Genomic DNA, 19528 nt, shown 5'->3' with positions numbered 1-19528 from the left:
GTTACGCAAACTTTACATTTCTTTACAATAGTCAACCTGTTGATTAACTCTTTTCCATCGTTAATTGTTTCAGACAATATTTATAGGTAGAATAAGCTAAAGTCACCACTCCCGTAATAATCGCGGATTCATCAATTTCAAATTTCGGATGATGTAAGGGATAATTTTGTTTATTTTTGTGTCCAACCCCTAAACGAAACATCATGCCCGGTGCATAATCTAAATAGACGGAAAAATCTTCTGCACCTAAAGAGGGTTCGGGTAAATTCACAATAGCTTGAGTGCCAAAGGCTTCTCGTACCGTTTCTTCTACAATTTGAGTTAATATCGGATCATTTTGTACTGAAGGCACGCCCCGACGATAATTTAACTCATAATTTGCCCCATACATTTGACAGACATTGGCAACAATTTGTTCAATCCAATTAGGTAAAGCTTCGTAGGTTTCAGGATGAAGCGATCGCACCGTTCCTAATAATTTAACTTGATCGGCAATAATATTAGGAGCCCGTCCCCCCATAATTTGACCAATGGATAAAACCACAGGTCTTAACGGATTTTGGGTGCGACTAATGGCTTGTTGTAACATTGTAATTACCTGTGCGGCTATCCAGATGGCATCCTTTGCTTCATGAGGTCGTGCACCATGACCCGACTCTCCGATAATGGTTAATTCTAAATCATCCGCAGCCGCCGTTAACGCACCTTGGCGCAGTCCCACACATCCGGCGGGAATACTGGGGAAGACATGAACCCCCAAAATCCCAGCAACATCCTCCATGACGTTATCCTGTACCATCCAGGTCGCGCCTTTGGCAATTTCCTCGGCAGGTTGGAAAAGAAACCTCACTTTTCCGGGAAATTCCCGACCTAACTGAGATAACACCATCGCTGTTCCTAACCCCAAGGTGGTGTGCAGGTCATGTCCGCAGGCGTGCATGACTCCCATCTGTCGGGAAGCATACTCTAACCCCGTTAATTCCGTCATCGGTAAAGCATCCATATCCGTGCGAATGGCAAACCAACGGGAAGCGGTGGTGTTTCCCTTGAGTTCTCCGATAACTCCCGTTTTTCCCACCCCTTCTTGAACTTTAATTCCGCAGGAGGACAAAACCCCAGCCACATAAGCAGAGGTTTGATATTCTTGACCACTGAGTTCTGGATGTGCATGAATGTGGCGACGAATTTCAATTAACCGAGGTGCTAAAGTAGTCGCAATGTCCTTAATTTTGTCAAGCATAGATGGGGGAGTCTGGGTCATGGGATGCAATAAAATTACCAAATATTGAATTAAAGTCAATTTTTTATTATAGGATAATTGTCTAATCTCAGGGCATGGTATTTCCATACCCTGGCATGAATTTCTCTCCTCGAAGATCCTAAAAATTCGCTACAATTATCCCTTGACGCGGGGGAAGGTATACCTCTAATTCTGTGTGTTCATCTTCGGGTTTCCAACTAATTTTTCCTTCTCCATAAATTAACCGATTCGGACAGGTTTTTAAATCGGTAACTGTACAATTAATATGGGCGGGTTCAGTTCCTGAATTTACCCAAACCATCACTTCCTCGTTTTCTAAGCATCGGGCAAACCCATAAACAATTCCCTCAGCATATAATATGTTGTAGGAACCGATTCGTAATGCCTTATACTGATGACGAATCGCAATCAGTTTTTTATGATAGTCTAAAACATCCTGATGCCAAGACTCTTTCATCGGGAAACTGCGACGAGAATCAGGATCAAGTTGTCCTTCTAACCCGACTTCATCCCCATAATAAATACTAGGGGCACCGGGAAACGTAAATAACAATAAGGTTGATAATTGAACAGTCGCTTTATCCCCTCCAGCCACACTAATTAATCGAGCGGTGTCATGGCTATCCAGTAAATTCAATTGGGTGAGTTGAATTTCCCAAGGATATAACTCTAATAACGCTTGAATTTTTTCTCCATATTCTTTTGCAAATAAGCGAGGATAGGGAGAATAAGAAGGGCTTTCGACTAATTCCATTTTAACGCGATCGCCGGCGGTAAACGCAATGGTTGGGCCTGTAAATAAATAATTCATCACCCCGTCAAATTGGGTTCCATCTAACCATTCTCTAGCATCAACCCAGACTTCTCCCACAATATAAGCTTCTGGATTAACTGCTTTCACTCGCTCTCGAAATTCCTTCCAAAACCCCGGAGTTTTGACTTCAAAGGGCACATCTAAACGCCAACCATCTATGCCTAAATTTACCCAATATTCGGCAACTTCCATGATATATTCCCTAACTTCAGGATTATCATGATTAAATTGAGGTAACGCTCGATTTCCCACCCAACCCACATAATTTGCAGGTTTACTGCCATCATAAGCAGATAACGGCCAGTCTTCAATTTTAAACCAATCTAACCAAGGAGAATGGGGGCCATTTTCTAAAATATCATGAAACTGAAAAAAGCCCCGACTAGCATGATTAAATACCCCATCCAACACAACTTTAATATTGCGTTGATGAGCCGCTTTTAGCATTTCCTCAAACGCCGGATTTCCGCCTAAGATGGGGTCAATTTGATAATAATCATGGGTATGGTAACGATGATTGGAAGCGGATTGAAAAATCGGGGTAAAATAAATGGCATTAATCCCTAAATCTTGTAAATAATCTAATTGTTCTATCACCCCCCATAAATTTCCTCCTTTATATCCTTGTAAACTCGGTGGTAAATCCCATTGTTCCCAGCGATCAGAGCTTAACAATTTTTTGCGCGGAATGGCGGCTTGAGCAAAGCGATCGGGAAAAATTTGATAGAATACCGCGTGTTTGACCCAATCAGGAGTTTTTATTGGCATAAGAGTCGTTTCTGACTTGTTCAAATTCAAAAATTATAATCTAATTTTGACTCAAAAAAATCTATCTCTAGCAAGACTCAATACCAGGAGAAGAACCGCTATATTTTCCAGAATAGTTAGTAAAATCAAGCTACTAATATATGTTTAAATTCATCAAAATCCATATCATATTTTAACTGAATATTTTTATGCAAAGCTTCAATAATATTTAATAAACTAGGATAAATATAAATTTGGTATACAGTTTTATGAACAAAATCAAATTGTTTTATTTGCTCAAGTAATTCATCTTTGTCTGACAAATCTCTTTCCAAAGTTTTTACATTTGATCCTATTGAATAAGGAAATGTTTGATATAGACTAAAATCTTTAAAATTATTTGAATAAAAAGTCAAAACTTTTTTTATGATATTTGGCTTAACATTAACAATAACATTTTTATCTTTACTAATAAGAACATAAGCTTGTAATTGTAATATTTGTGGAAGAGAGTATGATTTATTGTTCTTAAAATCTCTGTCAGGAACTACTATTTTATTTTTTTCTAAAAAGGACATTTCTTTAAAGCTAATCTGTGTTATTTCACTAGCTTCTTTTTTGGAAAATATTTTATTAATTTGTAATTTCGTTTGTCTTCCTTTTGAATCAGTTATACAAACACCTTCTTGATCACTTTGTTTATATGGATGATATTGTCCCCACTTTAAATAATCATAACGCTTTTTTTGGGCTAACTCCCATGTATCAGCTTCAAATTTTTTAACTAACTTAGCATCATCGCCTAACAACGCACGTGCACTGGCATTAGTTGATGGAAAGAAATCATAACTACCATCTTCATCAACCCATAATTCATAAGTTTTTTGTTCTAGAGAGTTTACCATACAAATTTACTGTTCTTGAACTTGTACATCATCTGGATCTGGGACAAAAGCTTTACCCGTAATTACTTCTATATCAACTCGAATCTTAGAATCGGTTTTTGGAAAGTTTAGAAAGCTTTTGGAAACTGGAGCATCTACTCCACCAGCATTTGCAGCACGGGTAATGTATTTATCCACTTTCTTAAAAGATTCTTCTCGCTCTCTTAGTTGAGAAGGAGTAAGCTGATTCTTTAACTTTTGTACTAATTCTCGTCCTTTTTTTGCTGTAAGCGGAGTTGCTTGATCCCAATTGCATGACTTTTCAACTTTACCTCCTTGAGCTTGTATCCTACCCCTATGGCTTCCATCATTACCCATTATCTTACATAGTCTGGTGAACAGTAATAAATATATCTGAAGTAATTATAAGTTGACAATTGTTACCTGATCCTCCTAACTTAACCCTAACCCAAACTTAAGACAGGTTTTGCTGCTCCCCCCTTGTCAAGAGTACCGTACAGTCGGACACTGGACTTGGGAAGACTATTGGCAGTTGAGAGGTAATTTTTTGTGAAACGAGTTTTAGCAATCATTCTCGGTGGCGGTGCGGGTAGCCGCCTGTATCCTTTAACCAAAGTGCGGGCCAAACCTGCGGTGCCCATCGCGGGGAAATATCGGTTAATCGATATCCCCATTAGTAACTGTATTAACTCCGAAATCCTCAAAATCTACGTTTTAACCCAGTTTAACTCAGCATCCTTAAACCGTCATATTGCTCGTGCCTATAACTTCTCTGGCTTTGATGATAGCTTTACAGAAGTGTTAGCCGCCCAACAAACCGCCCAAAACCCGAATTGGTTTCAGGGTACAGCAGATGCGGTGCGTCAGTATTTATGGCTGTTTCAAGAATGGGACGTTGACCAATATCTGATTTTATCCGGTGATCATCTTTACCGCATGGACTATCGAGAATTTGTCCAACGTCATTTAGATACAAATGCGGATATTACCCTTTCCGTATTACCCATTGATGAAAAACGAGCTTCTGATTTTGGCTTAATGAAACTGGATGACTCAGGGCGAGTGGTCAGTTTCAGCGAAAAACCAAAAGGGGACGCCCTCAAACAAATGCAGGTCGATACCTCCATGTTGGGTTTATCTCCTGAACAAGCCAAAGAAAATCCTTATATTGCTTCGATGGGGATTTATGTCTTTAACAAAGATGTCTTGATTAAGCTGTTAACAGACAATCCTGAACAGACAGATTTTGGTAAAGAAATTATTCCCGACGCCTCCGATGATCATAATGTTCAAGCGTTTTTATTTAAAGACTATTGGGAAGATATTGGAACCATTGAAGCATTTTATAATGCCAATATTGGTTTAACCCAACAACCTGAACCTTCCTTTAGTTTTTACGACGAAAAATCCCCGATTTATACCCGTTCTCGTTATTTACCCCCCACGAAAATCTTAGATTGTCACATTACTGAATCCATTGTTGCTGAGGGTTGTATTCTCAAAGAATGTCGGATTGATCATTCTGTTTTGGGCTTACGTTCCCGTGTGGAAGCTGGATGTGCCATTGAAGATACCCTGCTTATGGGTTCAGACTTTTATCAACCGTTTTCAGAACGTCAATCGGGTTTACAAGAAGGTGAAGTACCATTAGGGATTGGTTCTAATACCTTAATTCGTAAGGCAATTGTTGATAAAAATGCCCGCATTGGTCGCAATGTTAAAATTATCAACAAAGATAATATCCAAGAAGCCGAACGGGAAGATTTAGGATTTTATATCCGCAGTGGGATTGTTGTTGTTCTTAAAAATGCGGTGATTCCTGATGATACCGTGATTTAAGGCGACTTCAAAAATAAAACTTAACCCATTGTATTCAGAGGACTTCCTGAAAATCAGGAGTCCTTTCTTGCATAGATTCCTGTTCAAAATTGGCTGATTGCAATGACAATGCTCTACAATCAAAACAGTTTTTTTAGATAACTTTATCCTGTTGTGTTTACAACTTTTCCGTCTGAATTCTTGTTTGCCCTTGCGGAAGCGATGCCTTTACTGGGAAATGTTGGGCTAGATGTTCTGGTTCTGACCTTCATGCTGGTTCTCTCTGCCTTTTTCTCCGGTTCCGAAACGGCTATCACCGCCCTCGATAATTTAAAACTGCGAGCTTTAATTAAAGAACAAGGCGACCCCAATGGAATGTATACCTTGGTTTTGGAAAAACGGGCAAGATTTATCACAACGTTGTTAGTGGGAAACAACTTGGTGAATAATTTCTCGGCTATTCTTACCAGTAATTTATTTGCCATTTGGCTAGGGAATGCAGGAATAGGAATTGCAACGGCTGTTGTTACCTTCTTAGTCCTAATTTTTGGAGAAATCACTCCTAAATCCTTTGCCATTAACAACGTTTTACCCATTTTTAAAGCTATTGTTCGCCCGATTTATTGGTTATCGATTGTTCTGTCTCCGGTAATTGTTTTATTAGAAACCATTACTCAAAGTATTATTCGTCTGTTTAGTCCGGGTGGTGCCCAGCAGGGATTATCGGTACAAGATTTACGACTGATGATTGAAATTTTAGGGGGTCGAGGTCAGTTAGACTGGCAAAAACATCAACTTTTAAATAAAGCGTTGATGATGGATTATTTAATGGCGCGAGAAGTCGTTAAACCTCGAATTGAGATGCGAACCATTTCCCACCAAGCCACTTTACCGGAAGTGATTGAGTTATGTTTAGAAACCGGATATTCGCGAATTCCCGTTCAGGGAGAATCCAAAGATGAAATTGTGGGGATTGTTCATTTAAAACGGGCGTTACAATTGGCTCATACCCACGAGGAGGAACGCAACACCATTTCGGTTACAGAAGCCATGAGTCCTCCGGTTTACGTTCCCGAAACCAAACGGGTCGGGGATTTGCTCAAGGAAATGCTACAACAGCGCCTCCACCTGGCGATTGTGGTTGATGAATATGGGGGAACCGTTGGGTTAATCACCTTAGAAGATATTTTAGAGGAGTTAGTCGGGGAAATTTACGATGAGAGCGATTTTCCGAGCCGCACCCAACGTCCCCGCAATCCCTCCCGTCCAAACCGAACCCCTGAACAATTCCGCAGACTCCCGAATCGTCAGGGTTTTGAGCCTCCTTCCTCCTAATGAAAAAAAAGTTTTCCAAACCCCTAGACATTTCCTGAGATTGTGCTACTATATAAAATTGTTGAATAAATGGGTCGATGCCCGAGCGGTTAATGGGGGCGGACTGTAAATCCGCTGGCTACGCCTACGCTGGTTCAAATCCAGCTCGGCCCACCTCTAAAATTAAACCTTAGAGATTAGGAACTTCCAAGTTTTAGTTCTTAATTCTTAATTTTTTTTGCCCGTGTAACTCAGTGGTAGAGTACCTCCTTGGTAAGGAGGAAGTCACGAGTTCAATCCTCGTCACGGGCTTATGTTCTTTCGTTCACTCTAAGCACTTGCTGACAAGGCTGACATCCTGACTTCAGCCTTACGCAAGGGAGATTCTACCACTGTAGCCCATATTGTCTTTAAAAGCGCTCTCCCATTAACCGTTGTCGCATTCCTTCGGCGATTTTTTGGCCAAGATATTCAGGAATCAGACTTTCATTCGGCCCTAAGAGATATAAAATTAATCGGGTTCGTCCCCGCCAAACTAATAAATTGGCATTCACAACTAATAAATCTTCTTGCCAGATCGCATACATGACTTTATAAAAAAGTCCAGGTTGGTTGTCGGCTTCAATCAATAACGCTGGGAGGTGAAACACCGGGTCAACATAAAACTCCGTTGCGACATCTTCTAAACCTGCATCCAGGTTAAATTCTACCGCTAACATTTCTTCCACCTCGAAATGTCCGGCCAAAGCTTCTCGGACAGCCCGACAGACGTTTTCTGAGGTTTTCTCGCTGAGAGCTTTACCCCCACGAGACAGCACCAACTTAATAAACACCAACATGGGCGGGTAAATTTGGCCATACAAACTGAGACTGTGAATCGTCAGGCCATAAGCAGCCAAAACCCCGAAAATATCACTGAGTAAAAACGACTGATTCCGATAGGCAAAATGCAGGGCGCTTTTATTGCCATCGGGCTGAATTTCAATTACCGCTTGTTTCGTTTTATAAACTTGATAGGCGAGTTTCAAGTTTTGCAATTGAATTTCACTACTGACAAATTGCTCATAAAACTGTGGAAACGCCCGGTTGAAGCGTTTTAGGAGTTCCAAAGTTGAAGGTTTTAAGCCAGGAGCCATAATTCAGGTGAAGGTACGGGAGATATACTATCTAGTACAGTGATTCATCATCTATTACCATAACCACGCCTGCATGGGTTTTTGGAAAAACTTGTTTAGCAGTTCGGATTCCTCTTCCTCATTCTCCCAGATAGCGGAGTATGAGGCATACGAGGTTGGAGGCGAGGAGTCAGTATTTCTCAACTCTCGCCCATCATCGAATAATAATGGTCGCATTTTTTTTAGCACCGATCGGGACATTGATTTATATGAGTTGGAAGAACTTTGCAGTGCAGTCGGTTGGTCTCGGCGGCCCCTGCGTAAAGTCAAAAAAGCCATTCAGTATAGTTTCCTTGTCGTTTCCATGTGGCAAATTCGGGGCAACCAGCGACGGCTGATTGGTTTTGCTAGAGCTACATCCGATCATGCGTTTAATGCGACTCTCTGGGATGTGGTCGTTCACCCAGATTTCCAAAGTAAAGGTCTGGGTAAAGCCTTGATGAAATTTATCATCAAGAAACTCCGTAGCGATGATATCAGCAACATTACTCTATTTGCTGACCCTCATGTTGTGGATTTTTACCGAAATTTGGGTTTTATATCCGATCCAGAGGGGATTAAAGGAATGTTCTGGTATCCAGATTAGGCTGAGGGTGTTAGGTGTTAGGTGTCAGGTCTCAGGTCTCAGGTGTTAGGGAAGAAGTGTTGGGATGGGAAAAACAGCTTAAACCCGAAACCTGAAACCCGAAACCTGAAACCCAGCTTTGTGATCAATTTTGCAATTTTTAATCCCATCCGTGCAAATTTAGGTTATACTAGGAAAAGATTTAACGGGATGTAGCGCAGCTTGGTAGCGCGCCTGCTTTGGGAGCAGGATGCCGCAGGTTCAAATCCTGTCATCCCGATTCGACCACGACACCTTTAATCAAAGCAGTTACACCACCAAGCTGCGCTACATCCCGTTGCTTGTATCTAGTGTTTCTACCTTAAGGATACAAGATAGAAACAAGATAGGCAATGTTTAGCTCTCTCTGGAGTAAGGTCTCAAGCTCAAATCTCTATCACATCAATTCACAATTGTCAAATCCCATCAATATTATTCTGGGGTACAATCCCTTTAGACTCCCTAGATTTGAGTTTTGTCTGTTTTAATAATTTGGCGATCGCTGCGACTAATTTATCCGGTTCAACGGGTTTAGATAAGTGCATTTGAAATCCAGCCGTCAAAGCTTTTTTCTGATTGGTTTCTCCCGCATAAGCGGTTAAGGCGATGGCGGGAATTTTCCCCCCTTTTTCTAAAGGTTTGTTTCTAATTTCACTCATCAACATATAGCCATTCACGTCTGGCATTCCAATATCACAAATCATCACATCAGGTAAGGATTCATTTAATAACAATAAAGCCTCTTGAGCCGAATCCGCTAACTGCACAGAAGCCCCCGCTTCTTCCAAGAAAAATGCAACTAACTCCCGCATATCTGCTTCATCATCAATAGCCAGAATTTTAATCCCGGTTAAATCAATAACATCTAAGATTAATTCCCCATCAAAATCCGTCTCCTCCCCCTCCATCATTAAAGGTAATCTCACCGTAAACGTAGCCCCCTGTCCGTCCCCTGGACTTTCAGCCCAAACCATCCCCCCATGTAACTCTGTTAAATACCGAACAATGGCTAAACCCAATCCCAACCCCCCAAACTGCCGAGTAGTGGTACTATCCGCTTGACGAAAATAATCAAAAACATGGGGTAGAAAATCCGGTGTAATTCCTTGGCCCGTATCCTGAACCCTAACTTGACCCTGGTTATTCACCGTTTCTAAATAGATATCAACCCGACCCCCCGGATCGGTGAATTTAACCGCATTAGAAACCAGATTCCAAATAATTTGTTGTAAACGACCTAAATCCCCTAACACTGGGCGTACATTTGGTTCTAGGTGGGTATAAAGCCCAATTTCCTTAGCATCGGCGGCTAATTGTACCGTCTCTAATGCCGCATGAATCGCATTGTCCAAATGTACCGGAAATGTGCTTAACGCTAACTTTCCCCGTAAAATCCGAGACACATCTAACAAATCCTCAATCAGTTGCGCCTGTAACTTAGCATTACGTTCAATAATTTCTAAAGCACGATGGGTTGTTTCCTCATTAATCTTCCCCGTCCGCAATAAACTCGCCCATCCTAAAATCGGATTTAAAGGCGATCGCAACTCATGGGACAAAACCGCCAAAAACTCATCCTTAATCCGATTTGCGGCCTCTGCTTCTTCCCGCACTGTTCGTTCTCGCTTCAGAAGTTCTTCCCGTTCAATTTCGGTTTGTTTGAGTTCAGTCAAATCCAAGACAAAACAAAGCCAAGTCAGGGGATTTTCTTCTAATAAAGTTGCCCCGATTAAAATGGGAACCCGACTTCCCGACGAGTGAATATATTCCTTTTCAAAGGGAGGGCATTTTCCGGTATTGCGAAGTTCTTCTAACCCTTGTTCATCCACATCAAGATATTCAGGTGGTGTTAAATTGAGCCAACTAATTTCACCCGCTATTAATTGTTCACGGGTATAACCCACCATCTGTAAAAATACATCATTGGCTTCCACAATCTTATCTAAATTGCAAACAATCACCCCAATAATATTGGCATCAACTAAACGCTTAAACTTGGCTTCACTGACTCGCAAAGCATCTTCCAGGCGTTTGCGTTCGGTAATATCAAAGGACATTCCCCCCAGCAAATGACGACCCGCAGCATCGGTGATGGGAAATTTAAACGACATCCCATAGAACTCAACCCCATTACGGGTGATACATTCCAAGAATTCCGCCGCTTGAGCGGAACTCAGAACGGCTTGATCATGTTGTTGAAACTGGGATGCTATTTCTGGGAATAACTCAAAATCCGTCTTACCAATAATATTCTCTAGGGAACTATCGACTAATTGGGTCGCCACCCAATTCGCATAAATATAACGACCTTGTTCATCCTTGATATAAGCGATGGCTGGAATATGTCGCATGAACCCTTCAAACAAGATCTGGCTTTCTTTTAAGGCTTGTTCAACCCGTTTCCCTTGGGTAATATTCTGAAAAATAGCAACGGCGGCGACAATATCTCCTTGTTGATCTCGAATGGGAGCAGAATTCACGGAAATAAAGACTTGATTTCCATCAGTTCGTTCTAAACGGATTTCCTCGGCGGTGACAATTTCTCCCGTTGAGAGCGATCGCATTAAGGGCCATTCATCCGGTGCGTACCGTTGACCATTCGCCCGAAAACCCTCGAAATCTACAATTTGATCATATTCTTCAAGTTTGGATTCTGTCTCGTAGGAATAGCCAATAATTTGACTCACCTGTTTATTTGCTAAAATTAGTTGACCAGATTTTCCATCCGCTAGTAATACCCCCGCAGGCATTTGTTGTAATACAGCCTCAAGTCGGGTACGTTCGGTTTCTAATTGTTGTAAAAGGTTTTTTCGTTGTGTATCTTCCTGAGCAGGGGTATTAACCCGTTCTAAAGTCGTTTCCGTTACTGTTGTAAAAATACCACCAATACTTCCGGTTTCCGTCCAAATCGGACTAGAAGTGAAGGAGAAATAACAGGTTTTAACATCCCCATCTCGTTCAATTTGTAGCGGTTGGTTGAGGATTTGGGCAGTTTCTCCCGTTGTGAATACGGTCTGAAGACAGGGGTGAATATAGTTCCACAATTCCCCCTCAACTTCAGAAGCTGGTTGTCCTAAACTTAGTTTGGGATCGAGAATTTTCCATAATAAACAATAGGCATCGTTATACAGTTGAATAAAGTTTTCACCCCAAAACACAATCATGGGTAAAGGAGATGTCAAACTAATATTCAGGGCTGTGCGTAAACTCTGTGGCCAAGTCGAGATACTGCCCAGAGAGGTTCCATTCCAATCAATAGCAGATAAGAGCTTACCGATTTCACCACCTTTGGCCAAGATATCTTCAAATTGAGATATCTTTCCCCCTTGATTCACGATTGTTACTCCTGTAGTTTTGGGTTTCCGATATTAGGTGTTAGGTTTGGCGTTTTGATTCGGGTTGCAGTGGTAGGGGCGGGTTGATTAAGGTATAGTTGGTTCAGCAGGGACTCATAGAACTCGCCTGTATCAGTTAAGAGTTAAATAATTAATATATCACAATTTGCCTATTCTATTATTAACTTTTTTTGTAGCGTGGTTTACAATCAAACCGTAATTAAGCTTAAAACATTGCTGTTTATTTTTGTTTTCGGAGATCGATATACCAGAGATAAATCCGATCTTTAAAATAAACCTTATCCCCATAAATCATGATAGCTTTGGCTATCAAAAAATTGTTAATAAACTTATTTAATAATATCCCCAATTGTAGGGTGTGTAAGCGCAGCGCACGCACCATTTATACAGCATTAATTAAATCTTTTCTGTTATTGAATTCATCCTATTTTAATTAGTGCTTTTGCCTAGCTTTGACATATTGCGGCACCACCGGATTTAAAGTAAAAAAAGTTATTTTTTCCCGCTCTTGTGTCTCCAATAAAAATCGCATACACAGGGACTTTATTGCATTAATTAATTCAGAATGAGATAATTGTGTTTTGTTTAATATTTCTGCTAGAGTAACTACCTCTGTTTCTTGGGAAAGCTGAGTCATTACCGTAACTTCTTCCTCTGTTAATCTTCCCAAGAGTTGTTCTAAACGCAATTGTAATGATTGATCTAAAAGGGGCATATCATATTGCAAAAAATCAGTGACTTTACCGCTAAATAATTCTCGAATCAGGGCAGCCGTTATATTTAACCAAAGGGGGTTGCCTTGATAGATATTAATTAGAGTTTCCCAGGTTTCTGCCTCTAATAATTGATATGAGCTTAAAATCTCTTTTGCACCTAGACCTAAACTCCCTAAAACTAAAGAATGAATGGGGGAATTTGATTTTTCTAATTCAGCAATTTCTCTAGGTTTTTCGGAACTAATTAATAGAAAACAACTATTATGATTAACTTCGCTAATTTGTTTAAAAAATAACTGATAATCTTCATAGCCTAATTTATATTGTCCAGCAAGTTGATTACTGCTAAAAAGTGTCTGCACGTCATCAAGAATAATCAGACATCGGTATTTTCGCAGATAATCGAGAGTTTGGGAAATTTTGGTTTCGATATTTTGGGGTATTTCTGATGATTCGGAGAAAATTCTTAGGATTTTGGAAAGATATTTTTCTAAGGGAGGGGAAAAGCGGAGACTTCGATAAATGATGTAATCAAATTGGGTTTTGATTTGGTCTATTAGGTGAAGGGCAAGGGTAGTTTTGCCAATACCACTGATTCCTAGAAGTGCGATTAAGCGTGTACGATCTTGTGTTATCCAGTTTTCGAGGGTGGAGAGTTGGGAAGTGCGATCAAAAAAGCTGAATATTTCCGGTGCGTCGCCTAAGTCTATGTAGGGTTGTTTGGGAGTTTGTTGGGAGTTTGGGGTTTCTGTTGGACTTCGCGCCCTTTCTTGACAAACATTAAGGTTATTATTAACTGTTCCATAATTTTCACTAATAGCTGATGAATAACTATTATAAAATTTGGCTCTTTCCAGTATCGATCTCACATTAACTTTACTAACTTCTTCTCCGAATACATCTGAAAGTATGTTCCAAAGATCAGCCGCAGCAACCCTAACATAACCCTCAGTACAATCACGATCTTGGGCAATCTTGGCATATTTCCGACCGTGGAATGTTTCTTTTAAGATCGCCTCTTGCAAGTCATCTAGGTGTTTCCCGGTTTTGGCAAACACCTTTTCATCAGCAAATCTTAAAATTTCTTTAAGCTCCATAGATCGTGTTTGGGGTGATTTTTCGTTATTATAACTTATTTTTTATAACTTTTTAGATAATATTATATAACATTTTATAACACATTTAAGGTAATGGTGGTCAAAAGCGGTCATGGCAGAATGTTTCAGTAAGGTTAAAAACAGTGGGGCTTGCTGTATTACAAACTGATTGGGTCAGTCCAAAAGTAGATATTAAGCCAATGCAAAACCAGAAAAGGGATACCAAGACTTCTTCTCCAGTTCAAAGGATCTTCTGGCAATGCGCTGGAGCCAACGAGGAGATTCTAAAGAAGGAACAATGCGCTACCGATAGAGCTAAATATGCTTCTATTGGAGCCATAGTTCTGTTTATTTCAACCCTAGCCTCTTTCTCCATGGGCTACGCCATCTTTGTCGTCTTTGAAAATATAATCCTGTCAGTGGTGTTGGGTTTATTATGGGGATGGGGAATCAGATCACTTGATCGACTATTCATCATTAGTATTAAGAAAAAATATCGGGCAAATTTTGGTGAATATTTGGTTGGATCTGTAGTACAGACTATTACCGCACTCCCACGCTTAGGTCTGGCTTTGGTATTAGGTCTGGTGATTAGTAAGCCTCTGGAAATCCAGATATTTAATAAAGAACTTGAAGCCGAAATAGCCAAAGTTAATGAGGTGGAGATCAAAAATCTACGAAAAAAATTGTATGACGATGAGATGCGGGCATTAGATATAGAGAAAAAGCGTTTAGAAAACGATATAAAGCTGGAAAATGAAAAAAGGGATAAAGCTCACAATGAATATATTTGTGAAACGCGGGGCACATGTGGAACTGGCAAACCTAATGAGGGCCCAGTAGCTCTGGAAATAAAGAAAGAAGTTAAGCGAATTGATGAAAATATTGCTAAGTTAGGGCGTCAACAACAAGAGGTTCAGCAAAAAATCGATGAAGCCAACAATCGATTAAACAAGAAAATTCAGCAATTAAAGAGTAAAGATGATGGAGCAGATGGTCTTCTTAAACGGATAAAAACACTAGAAAATTTAGGTAGAGTAGATCCCGACATTGCCAATATAAATTTCTTTGTCACCCTAATTTTTATTTTACTGGAAACCTCACCTATTTTTGTCAAAATACTCTCTGGTTATGGGCCTTATGATGCCATCATTGAAAGGGAAGAACTGAAAACAGTCGGTGGAACTGCGCGAGGTATTAAAGAAGCTAAACATGAGCTAGAATTACTGGACAAGCTGTTAAAAGATAAAGGGATGATTAGATACGAAATATATCACCTCAAAAAGATAAAAAAAATTGAATTAAAGGGAAATGTAGACGAAGCACAAAGAGCACAAGATACCTTTGATGAAATTCAGGAAAAAGTATGGGAAACTTTGCAAAAACAGTTGAACCAAATCTTGGCTGAAATGGCTAAGGATCAAGGAGAAAATTTACTAGAAATTCGGAGTAAAATTTTAATAAAAATGGAGAAAAAAATCGAAGAACAACTGTTACAATTTACTGATGAAATTAGTTTGACCGGAAAAGAGTTGCATGAGATGCTCAATAAAGTTAAGACTGACCTTTTACAAGAAGCCTTGTCCAACCGAGTTAGAGGTATTACTAATGAAAAAATAGTTCAAGAGGTGGAACAACAAGTTGAGGAGTTTAAAGCTCAAGGCTTTCAAATTAAACAAGAAATTAACAATGAGAACAACGGCTCAAATCATAAATCAAACTAAGTTTTTTAGGTGATTGATGATTCAGACTAAATTCTCAAATTACTAAATAAAATGGAGACCAACAATGACTGACTTTAATGATAACTTAGAGAAATCAAGTGCTTTAGTTGCACGCAGTTTACAAGAAACTGACTCATCAACCGTGATTAAAGCTACAGAATATGCCGATCAGATTATGAGAAATCTCAAGAGTGGTCGAGGTTCTGGTATGTTGCCTGATTCAGTAAAGACGGCAATTATTCAGGGTGATGCTTCGTTAGTGCAAGCTGAATTTGAGTTTCTCAGACAAGCATTAACAATGGTTAGAAAGACGCAACTTGATAACCTGCGCGAGTCTTGCAATCAACATTTACTGAGAATGAAAGCAGACCGTCGTGGAAAGGATGCCCAGTTTTTATCCAACAGAATTACCGAACTTCTCAAAGAAATAGATCGTAATACTGATGATGTTTTCGATTTTATTGATCAGAAATTACAAGAGGCTGAGAAACTAACAAGTAGTAAACTTCGGGAGAAACGAATTAAAGAACTGGAACAAAAAATAGATGACTTTCAGGATAGTCAAAACAAGTTAGTTAAAAAGGTTTTGAGTATCACAGACGAAAGCCTTTAAACATTGACGATATCATGTTAAGCGCGATCGCCCTTAATTTTCAAAAGTGCGATCGCCTTTCTTTTCCCTTCTAAAAATACTCCCTCAAATTCTCAAATTCTCCAACACTAAAACGGTTAATTCGGGTAAAGAAGGCAACCGGGCATCATTTGTCAAAAAAAATGAAGCACCCTCACAGATAGCTGTAGCCATTTGAATAGCATCGGGCGATCGCAAACTATAAATTGCCCTCAGTTGTGCTGCTTTTTCAGCAATATCTGGAGTTAATTCAACCACAGTTAAACCTTCTTGATTGAGCAATATTTCACGATATTCTTGAGCCAAAATAGTGTTTTTTTGTTGCAGGGGATGAACTAGCACTTCCACTAGGGTTACTGTTGATGTCACCAGCCTAAAATCACCGCGATCAAACGCTCTAAAGAAAAGCCGCATCATCTCTAAATAGTTTGGATTTCGCTCAATAAAATAAATCAAAGGCGCGGTGTCTAATCCCACAACTTTTCCCTGTAACTGAGCTATCCATTCCATGAATTTCGTTCGTGATTCACATATTCTTGAGCATCAATCCCATGCCAAATTTCCTCACCCAACCCTTCTAATTCTAAAATACTACGCTTAGGTTTAGGCTGAAATCGGTGACGAACATATACTAATAATTCAGAAATGAGTCGCAGTTGCTCATCGGGTGAAAGTCTTAGAACCTCAGTCAATACTGTGTTGTAAATAGACATAAATTCTTGATTAAGATTTTTGGGTTGGTTGTTATTATAACAATTTAAGATATAGGGAAATGCGATCGCCCTTATTTCCCCAAAATGCGATCGCCCATTCTTTTACCTAATCAAATGGATTCAATATAGTTAACCCATTAACGCGCTTAAAATCCTTAGCATTACGAGTTACCAAAACACATCCTTCAACTAAAGCACAGGCTGCAATTACACCATCTCCTAGTTTCAAGCGATAATCTCGACGAATCTGGGCTGCACGATCTAAAACTGATTCTGTCAATGATACGCAGTTAAGAAGCCTCAAAAATTTTCGCATCTCATTCGCTTCTTCTTCTGTTAATTCTGGGTAACAAAGCAACTCTACCCAACTAATCGGACAGTAAAATGCCTCTGCATCTCCAGCTTCAATGTCATCAAATATAGACTGAACTTCTGACCCATCATTGAAGTAGTAAATCAAGATGTTGGTATCGAGAAGATATTTATTAATCATCCCATTCTTCTCGAATTTGCAACTGGAATTCCAAAGCATCGACACGAGATGGCAAAAAACCGCGCCATCTCTTTAAATTTTTTCCGGCTAATTTTTCACTGTTACCCTGAGTCTGGGTTATTACCCGATCGCGCATCAATGCTGACAATACTTCTAAAAGTTGTTGTTGCTCGTCAGGAGTGAGATTTTGAGCCTGACTCAGTACCTCGCTATAAGTAGACATTATGCTTGATGTTGAGATTTTTGGGCTGATTGTTATTATAGCAATTTAGGATCGAGGGAAATGCGATCGCCTTTAGTAGTAAGCCCTTTAGGGCTAGGAGGCGTGAACGCCTCACTACTTTTTAATATTTTCGTTCCTCTAGTAAGCCCTTTAGGGCTAAGAGGCGTGAACGCCTCACTACTTTTTAATATTTTCGTTCCTGGGGTTCAAATAACGTTATTTTGACCGGACGATAAGCTAAATCAATACCCGCAGGGGAATAATACGCTAAGGTATGTTTGAGGAACAGTTCATCATTGCGTTGAGGATAATCTTCTCGACTGTGAGCACCTCGACTTTCTTGACGATTTAAGGCTGAAGTTAAAATTAGATTTCCTACAATCATCAAGCTTTTTAATTCTAACGCTTCAATTAATTCGGTATTCCAACATTTGCCTTTATCATCTAAATAAATTTGTTGATATCGATTTTGTAACTCTTGAATTTGACTTAACCCTTCTCGCATGACGCTATCATTTCTAAACACACCACAATGAGTGGTCATAGCATCTTGAAATTCTTGACGCAGTTGCCCAATTCGGCAGTCTCCTGATTGATCTAATAATCCTTGTAATTGCTCTTGGGCTTCTTTTAAATACCGTTGTTCATCAATCATTGGTAACTTCCGATTTTGCACAAATTCTGCAATTGCCGCCCCGGTTCTTTTCCCATAAACCACACATTCTAATAAGGAATTACTGCCTAAACGATTTGCCCCATGTACCGAGACACAAGCCGCTTCTCCGGCTGCAAATAATCCATCCACTAAACTATCTGCACTGCTTAAAACTTGTCCATCAATATTAGTCGGAATTCCCCCCATAGAATAGTGAACCGTTGGACGCACTGGCATCGGTTCTACAACTGCATCAATGCCTAATAAACGATGAGCTTCTTCCCAACAAAAAGGAATCCGACTCATAATTTTTTCCCGTCCTAAATGTCGTAAATCCAAATAAATATAAGGCCCCCCAGCACTGCCATCGGGGTTAATTCCTCGCCCCGCCCGAATTTCTAAAGTAATAGCGCGAGAGGTAATATCTCTGGGTGCTAATTCCATCCGACTTGGGGCATAAGTCGCCATAAATCGTTCCCCATTACTATTAATTAAATAAGCGCCTTCCCCCCGTACAGCTTCGGAAATTAATACCCCTACCGGATATAAACCTGTGGGATGAAACTGCACAAATTCCATATCTTCCAGGGGTACTCCCGCCATCGCCGACATCGCCAACCCGTCCCCCGTTGAGGCGTAGTCATTAGAAGTGGTATTAAACGCCCGACCATAGCCCCCCGTTGCGAACATGACCGCCTTCGCGCGAACAACCGTTAACTGTCCGTCATTGATACGGAACATGACAACGCCCTTGGCCTGTCCTTCTTCCAATATCAACCGCATGACGTACCATTCATCATAGATATGAACGCCATAGCGTCTGAGGTTATTGACCAGTTCATGTAAAATAGCATGACCTGTTTTATCGGCGGCGTAGCAGGTACGGTTGTGGGAATGTCCGCCAAAGGCCCGTTGAGCAATACGGCCATCGGGAAGACGGGAAAATAATACCCCTAAATGTTCTAAATCAATAATCACATCCGGGGCTTCTTTCGCTAAAATTTCAACAGCATCTTGGTCTGCGAGATAGTCTGAACCCTTGACGGTATCGAAAGCATGGGCTTCCCAACTATCGCTTTCATCGATATTTTTTAATGTAGCAGCGATACCCCCTTGGGCGGCGACGGAATGGGAACGAATGGGGTGAGTTTTAGCAACAACGGCTATATTTAAGCTGGGGTTAGTGCGGGCAATTTCTACCGCCGCCCGACATCCAGCTAACCCGCCCCCAACAATAATCACATCATGTTCTAGCATCTTAATCAGTTATCAGTTATCAGTT

At 40.3% G+C, this 19528-nt stretch carries 17 protein-coding genes and 3 tRNA genes; 8 read left to right on the top strand and 12 right to left on the bottom strand.

Annotation, left to right across the window (positions count from 1 at the left end; all coding sequences use genetic code 11):
* Positions 1-43 precede the first annotated feature (43 nt).
* The 4 genes from IQ236_RS03310 to IQ236_RS03295 form a co-directional block, all read right to left on the bottom strand.
* The gene (locus IQ236_RS03310) at positions 44-1240 is read right to left on the bottom strand and encodes a M20 family metallopeptidase (RefSeq protein ID WP_193867988.1); all 1197 of its coding nucleotides are present in this window, start codon (positions 1238-1240) and stop codon (positions 44-46) included.
* A 139-nt stretch (positions 1241-1379) separates the two neighbouring features.
* Entirely contained in the window at positions 1380-2843 is a 1464-nt protein-coding gene (locus IQ236_RS03305; RefSeq protein WP_193867941.1) for a glycoside hydrolase family 13 protein, read from the bottom strand.
* A 125-nt stretch (positions 2844-2968) separates the two neighbouring features.
* Positions 2969-3727, bottom strand: coding sequence for a hypothetical protein (locus tag IQ236_RS03300; protein WP_193867940.1), 759 nt, complete (start codon positions 3725-3727; stop codon positions 2969-2971).
* Between the two features lie 6 nt (positions 3728-3733).
* Entirely contained in the window at positions 3734-4084 is a 351-nt protein-coding gene (locus tag IQ236_RS03295) for a hypothetical protein (RefSeq protein WP_193867939.1), read from the bottom strand.
* Positions 4085-4276: 192 nt separating this feature from the next.
* Between IQ236_RS03295 and IQ236_RS03290 the strand changes: the two genes are divergently transcribed.
* The 4 genes from IQ236_RS03290 to IQ236_RS03275 all read left to right on the top strand — a co-directional run bounded on the left by IQ236_RS03290 (position 4277) and on the right by IQ236_RS03275 (position 7171).
* A complete protein-coding gene (locus IQ236_RS03290; protein ID WP_190517458.1) occupies positions 4277-5566 on the top strand; it encodes a glucose-1-phosphate adenylyltransferase in 1290 nt (429 codons plus the stop codon).
* 201 nt (positions 5567-5767) lie between these two features.
* A complete protein-coding gene (locus IQ236_RS03285) occupies positions 5768-6880 on the top strand; it encodes a hemolysin family protein (RefSeq protein WP_193867987.1) in 1113 nt (370 codons plus the stop codon).
* Between the two features lie 71 nt (positions 6881-6951).
* A tRNA-Tyr gene (locus tag IQ236_RS03280) sits at positions 6952-7033 on the top strand.
* A gap of 66 nt (positions 7034-7099) precedes the next feature.
* Positions 7100-7171: transfer RNA gene (locus tag IQ236_RS03275), tRNA-Thr, on the top strand.
* Positions 7172-7269: 98 nt separating this feature from the next.
* On the opposite strand, the gene IQ236_RS03270 is transcribed toward IQ236_RS03275, so the two are convergent.
* Positions 7270-7995, bottom strand: a complete 726-nt coding sequence (locus IQ236_RS03270) for an ACT domain-containing protein (RefSeq protein WP_190517460.1) — start codon at positions 7993-7995, stop codon at positions 7270-7272.
* Positions 7996-8068: 73 nt separating this feature from the next.
* On the opposite strand from IQ236_RS03270, the gene IQ236_RS03265 reads away from it, so the two are divergent.
* Together IQ236_RS03265 and IQ236_RS03260 are read left to right on the top strand one after the other, a co-directional pair.
* Positions 8069-8620, top strand: a complete 552-nt coding sequence (locus IQ236_RS03265; protein ID WP_190517461.1) for a GNAT family N-acetyltransferase — start codon at positions 8069-8071, stop codon at positions 8618-8620.
* A gap of 185 nt (positions 8621-8805) precedes the next feature.
* Positions 8806-8879 (top strand) — tRNA-Pro (locus tag IQ236_RS03260).
* 175 nt (positions 8880-9054) lie between these two features.
* On the opposite strand, the gene IQ236_RS03255 is transcribed toward IQ236_RS03260, so the two are convergent.
* On the bottom strand, positions 9055-11973 hold the full coding sequence (locus IQ236_RS03255; RefSeq protein WP_193867938.1) for a PAS domain-containing hybrid sensor histidine kinase/response regulator: 2919 nt from the start codon (positions 11971-11973) through the stop codon (positions 9055-9057).
* Positions 11974-12427: 454 nt separating this feature from the next.
* A complete protein-coding gene (locus IQ236_RS03250; RefSeq protein WP_193867937.1) occupies positions 12428-13807 on the bottom strand; it encodes an ATP-binding protein in 1380 nt (459 codons plus the stop codon).
* Between the two features lie 143 nt (positions 13808-13950).
* On the opposite strand from IQ236_RS03250, the gene IQ236_RS03245 reads away from it, so the two are divergent.
* Positions 13951-15531: a DUF4407 domain-containing protein gene (locus IQ236_RS03245; RefSeq protein ID WP_193867936.1), complete on the top strand. Its 1581-nt coding sequence runs from the start codon at positions 13951-13953 to the stop codon at positions 15529-15531.
* Positions 15532-15595: 64 nt separating this feature from the next.
* Entirely contained in the window at positions 15596-16144 is a 549-nt protein-coding gene (locus IQ236_RS03240) for a hypothetical protein (protein ID WP_193867935.1), read from the top strand.
* An 84-nt stretch (positions 16145-16228) separates the two neighbouring features.
* Here the strand turns inward: IQ236_RS03240 and IQ236_RS03235 are convergent, their stop codons facing one another.
* The 5 genes from IQ236_RS03235 to IQ236_RS03215 form a co-directional block, all read right to left on the bottom strand.
* Positions 16229-16672 carry a type II toxin-antitoxin system VapC family toxin gene (locus IQ236_RS03235; protein WP_193867934.1) on the bottom strand — a complete coding sequence of 148 codons (444 nt, stop codon included), beginning with the start codon at positions 16670-16672 and terminating at the stop codon, positions 16229-16231.
* Positions 16660-16875, bottom strand: a complete 216-nt coding sequence (locus IQ236_RS03230; protein WP_193867933.1) for a hypothetical protein — start codon at positions 16873-16875, stop codon at positions 16660-16662. Before IQ236_RS03230 ends, IQ236_RS03235 begins: the two co-directional genes overlap by 13 nt.
* A gap of 106 nt (positions 16876-16981) precedes the next feature.
* Positions 16982-17368 (bottom strand): type II toxin-antitoxin system VapC family toxin, encoded by a 387-nt coding sequence (locus IQ236_RS03225; protein WP_193867932.1) that lies wholly within the window; start codon positions 17366-17368, stop codon positions 16982-16984.
* A complete protein-coding gene (locus IQ236_RS03220) occupies positions 17361-17591 on the bottom strand; it encodes a hypothetical protein (RefSeq protein WP_193867931.1) in 231 nt (76 codons plus the stop codon). Before IQ236_RS03220 ends, IQ236_RS03225 begins: the two co-directional genes overlap by 8 nt.
* 184 nt (positions 17592-17775) lie before the next feature.
* A complete protein-coding gene (locus tag IQ236_RS03215; protein WP_193867930.1) occupies positions 17776-19503 on the bottom strand; it encodes a succinate dehydrogenase/fumarate reductase flavoprotein subunit in 1728 nt (575 codons plus the stop codon).
* Positions 19504-19528: the final 25 nt, after the last annotated feature.

Origin of the sequence: Planktothrix mougeotii LEGE 06226 (genome assembly GCF_015207485.1) — a bacterium.
Taxonomy (GTDB): domain Bacteria; phylum Cyanobacteriota; class Cyanobacteriia; order Cyanobacteriales; family Microcoleaceae; genus Planktothrix.
The sequence above is the reverse complement of the archived record's forward strand: the minus strand, read 5'-3'. Positions and strand labels throughout refer to the sequence as shown.

What these genes read in the sequence shown, in the direction of transcription:
- IQ236_RS03310 (WP_193867988.1), bottom strand. Translation starts at nt 1,240, where the DNA reads ATGCTTGACAAAATTAAGGACATTGCGACTACTTTAGCACCTCGGTTA.
- IQ236_RS03305 (WP_193867941.1), bottom strand. Translation starts at nt 2,843, where the DNA reads ATGCCAATAAAAACTCCTGATTGGGTCAAACACGCGGTATTCTATCAA.
- IQ236_RS03300 (WP_193867940.1), bottom strand. Translation starts at nt 3,727, where the DNA reads ATGGTAAACTCTCTAGAACAAAAAACTTATGAATTATGGGTTGATGAA.
- IQ236_RS03295 (WP_193867939.1), bottom strand. Translation starts at nt 4,084, where the DNA reads ATGGGTAATGATGGAAGCCATAGGGGTAGGATACAAGCTCAAGGAGGT.
- IQ236_RS03285 (WP_193867987.1), top strand. Translation starts at nt 5,768, where the DNA reads ATGCCTTTACTGGGAAATGTTGGGCTAGATGTTCTGGTTCTGACCTTC.
- IQ236_RS03270 (WP_190517460.1), bottom strand. Translation starts at nt 7,995, where the DNA reads ATGGCTCCTGGCTTAAAACCTTCAACTTTGGAACTCCTAAAACGCTTC.
- IQ236_RS03265 (WP_190517461.1), top strand. Translation starts at nt 8,069, where the DNA reads ATGGGTTTTTGGAAAAACTTGTTTAGCAGTTCGGATTCCTCTTCCTCA.
- IQ236_RS03250 (WP_193867937.1), bottom strand. Translation starts at nt 13,807, where the DNA reads ATGGAGCTTAAAGAAATTTTAAGATTTGCTGATGAAAAGGTGTTTGCC.
- IQ236_RS03240 (WP_193867935.1), top strand. Translation starts at nt 15,596, where the DNA reads ATGACTGACTTTAATGATAACTTAGAGAAATCAAGTGCTTTAGTTGCA.
- IQ236_RS03235 (WP_193867934.1), bottom strand. Translation starts at nt 16,672, where the DNA reads ATGGAATGGATAGCTCAGTTACAGGGAAAAGTTGTGGGATTAGACACC.
- IQ236_RS03230 (WP_193867933.1), bottom strand. Translation starts at nt 16,875, where the DNA reads ATGTCTATTTACAACACAGTATTGACTGAGGTTCTAAGACTTTCACCC.
- IQ236_RS03225 (WP_193867932.1), bottom strand. Translation starts at nt 17,368, where the DNA reads ATGATTAATAAATATCTTCTCGATACCAACATCTTGATTTACTACTTC.
- IQ236_RS03220 (WP_193867931.1), bottom strand. Translation starts at nt 17,591, where the DNA reads ATGTCTACTTATAGCGAGGTACTGAGTCAGGCTCAAAATCTCACTCCT.
- IQ236_RS03215 (WP_193867930.1), bottom strand. Translation starts at nt 19,503, where the DNA reads ATGCTAGAACATGATGTGATTATTGTTGGGGGCGGGTTAGCTGGATGT.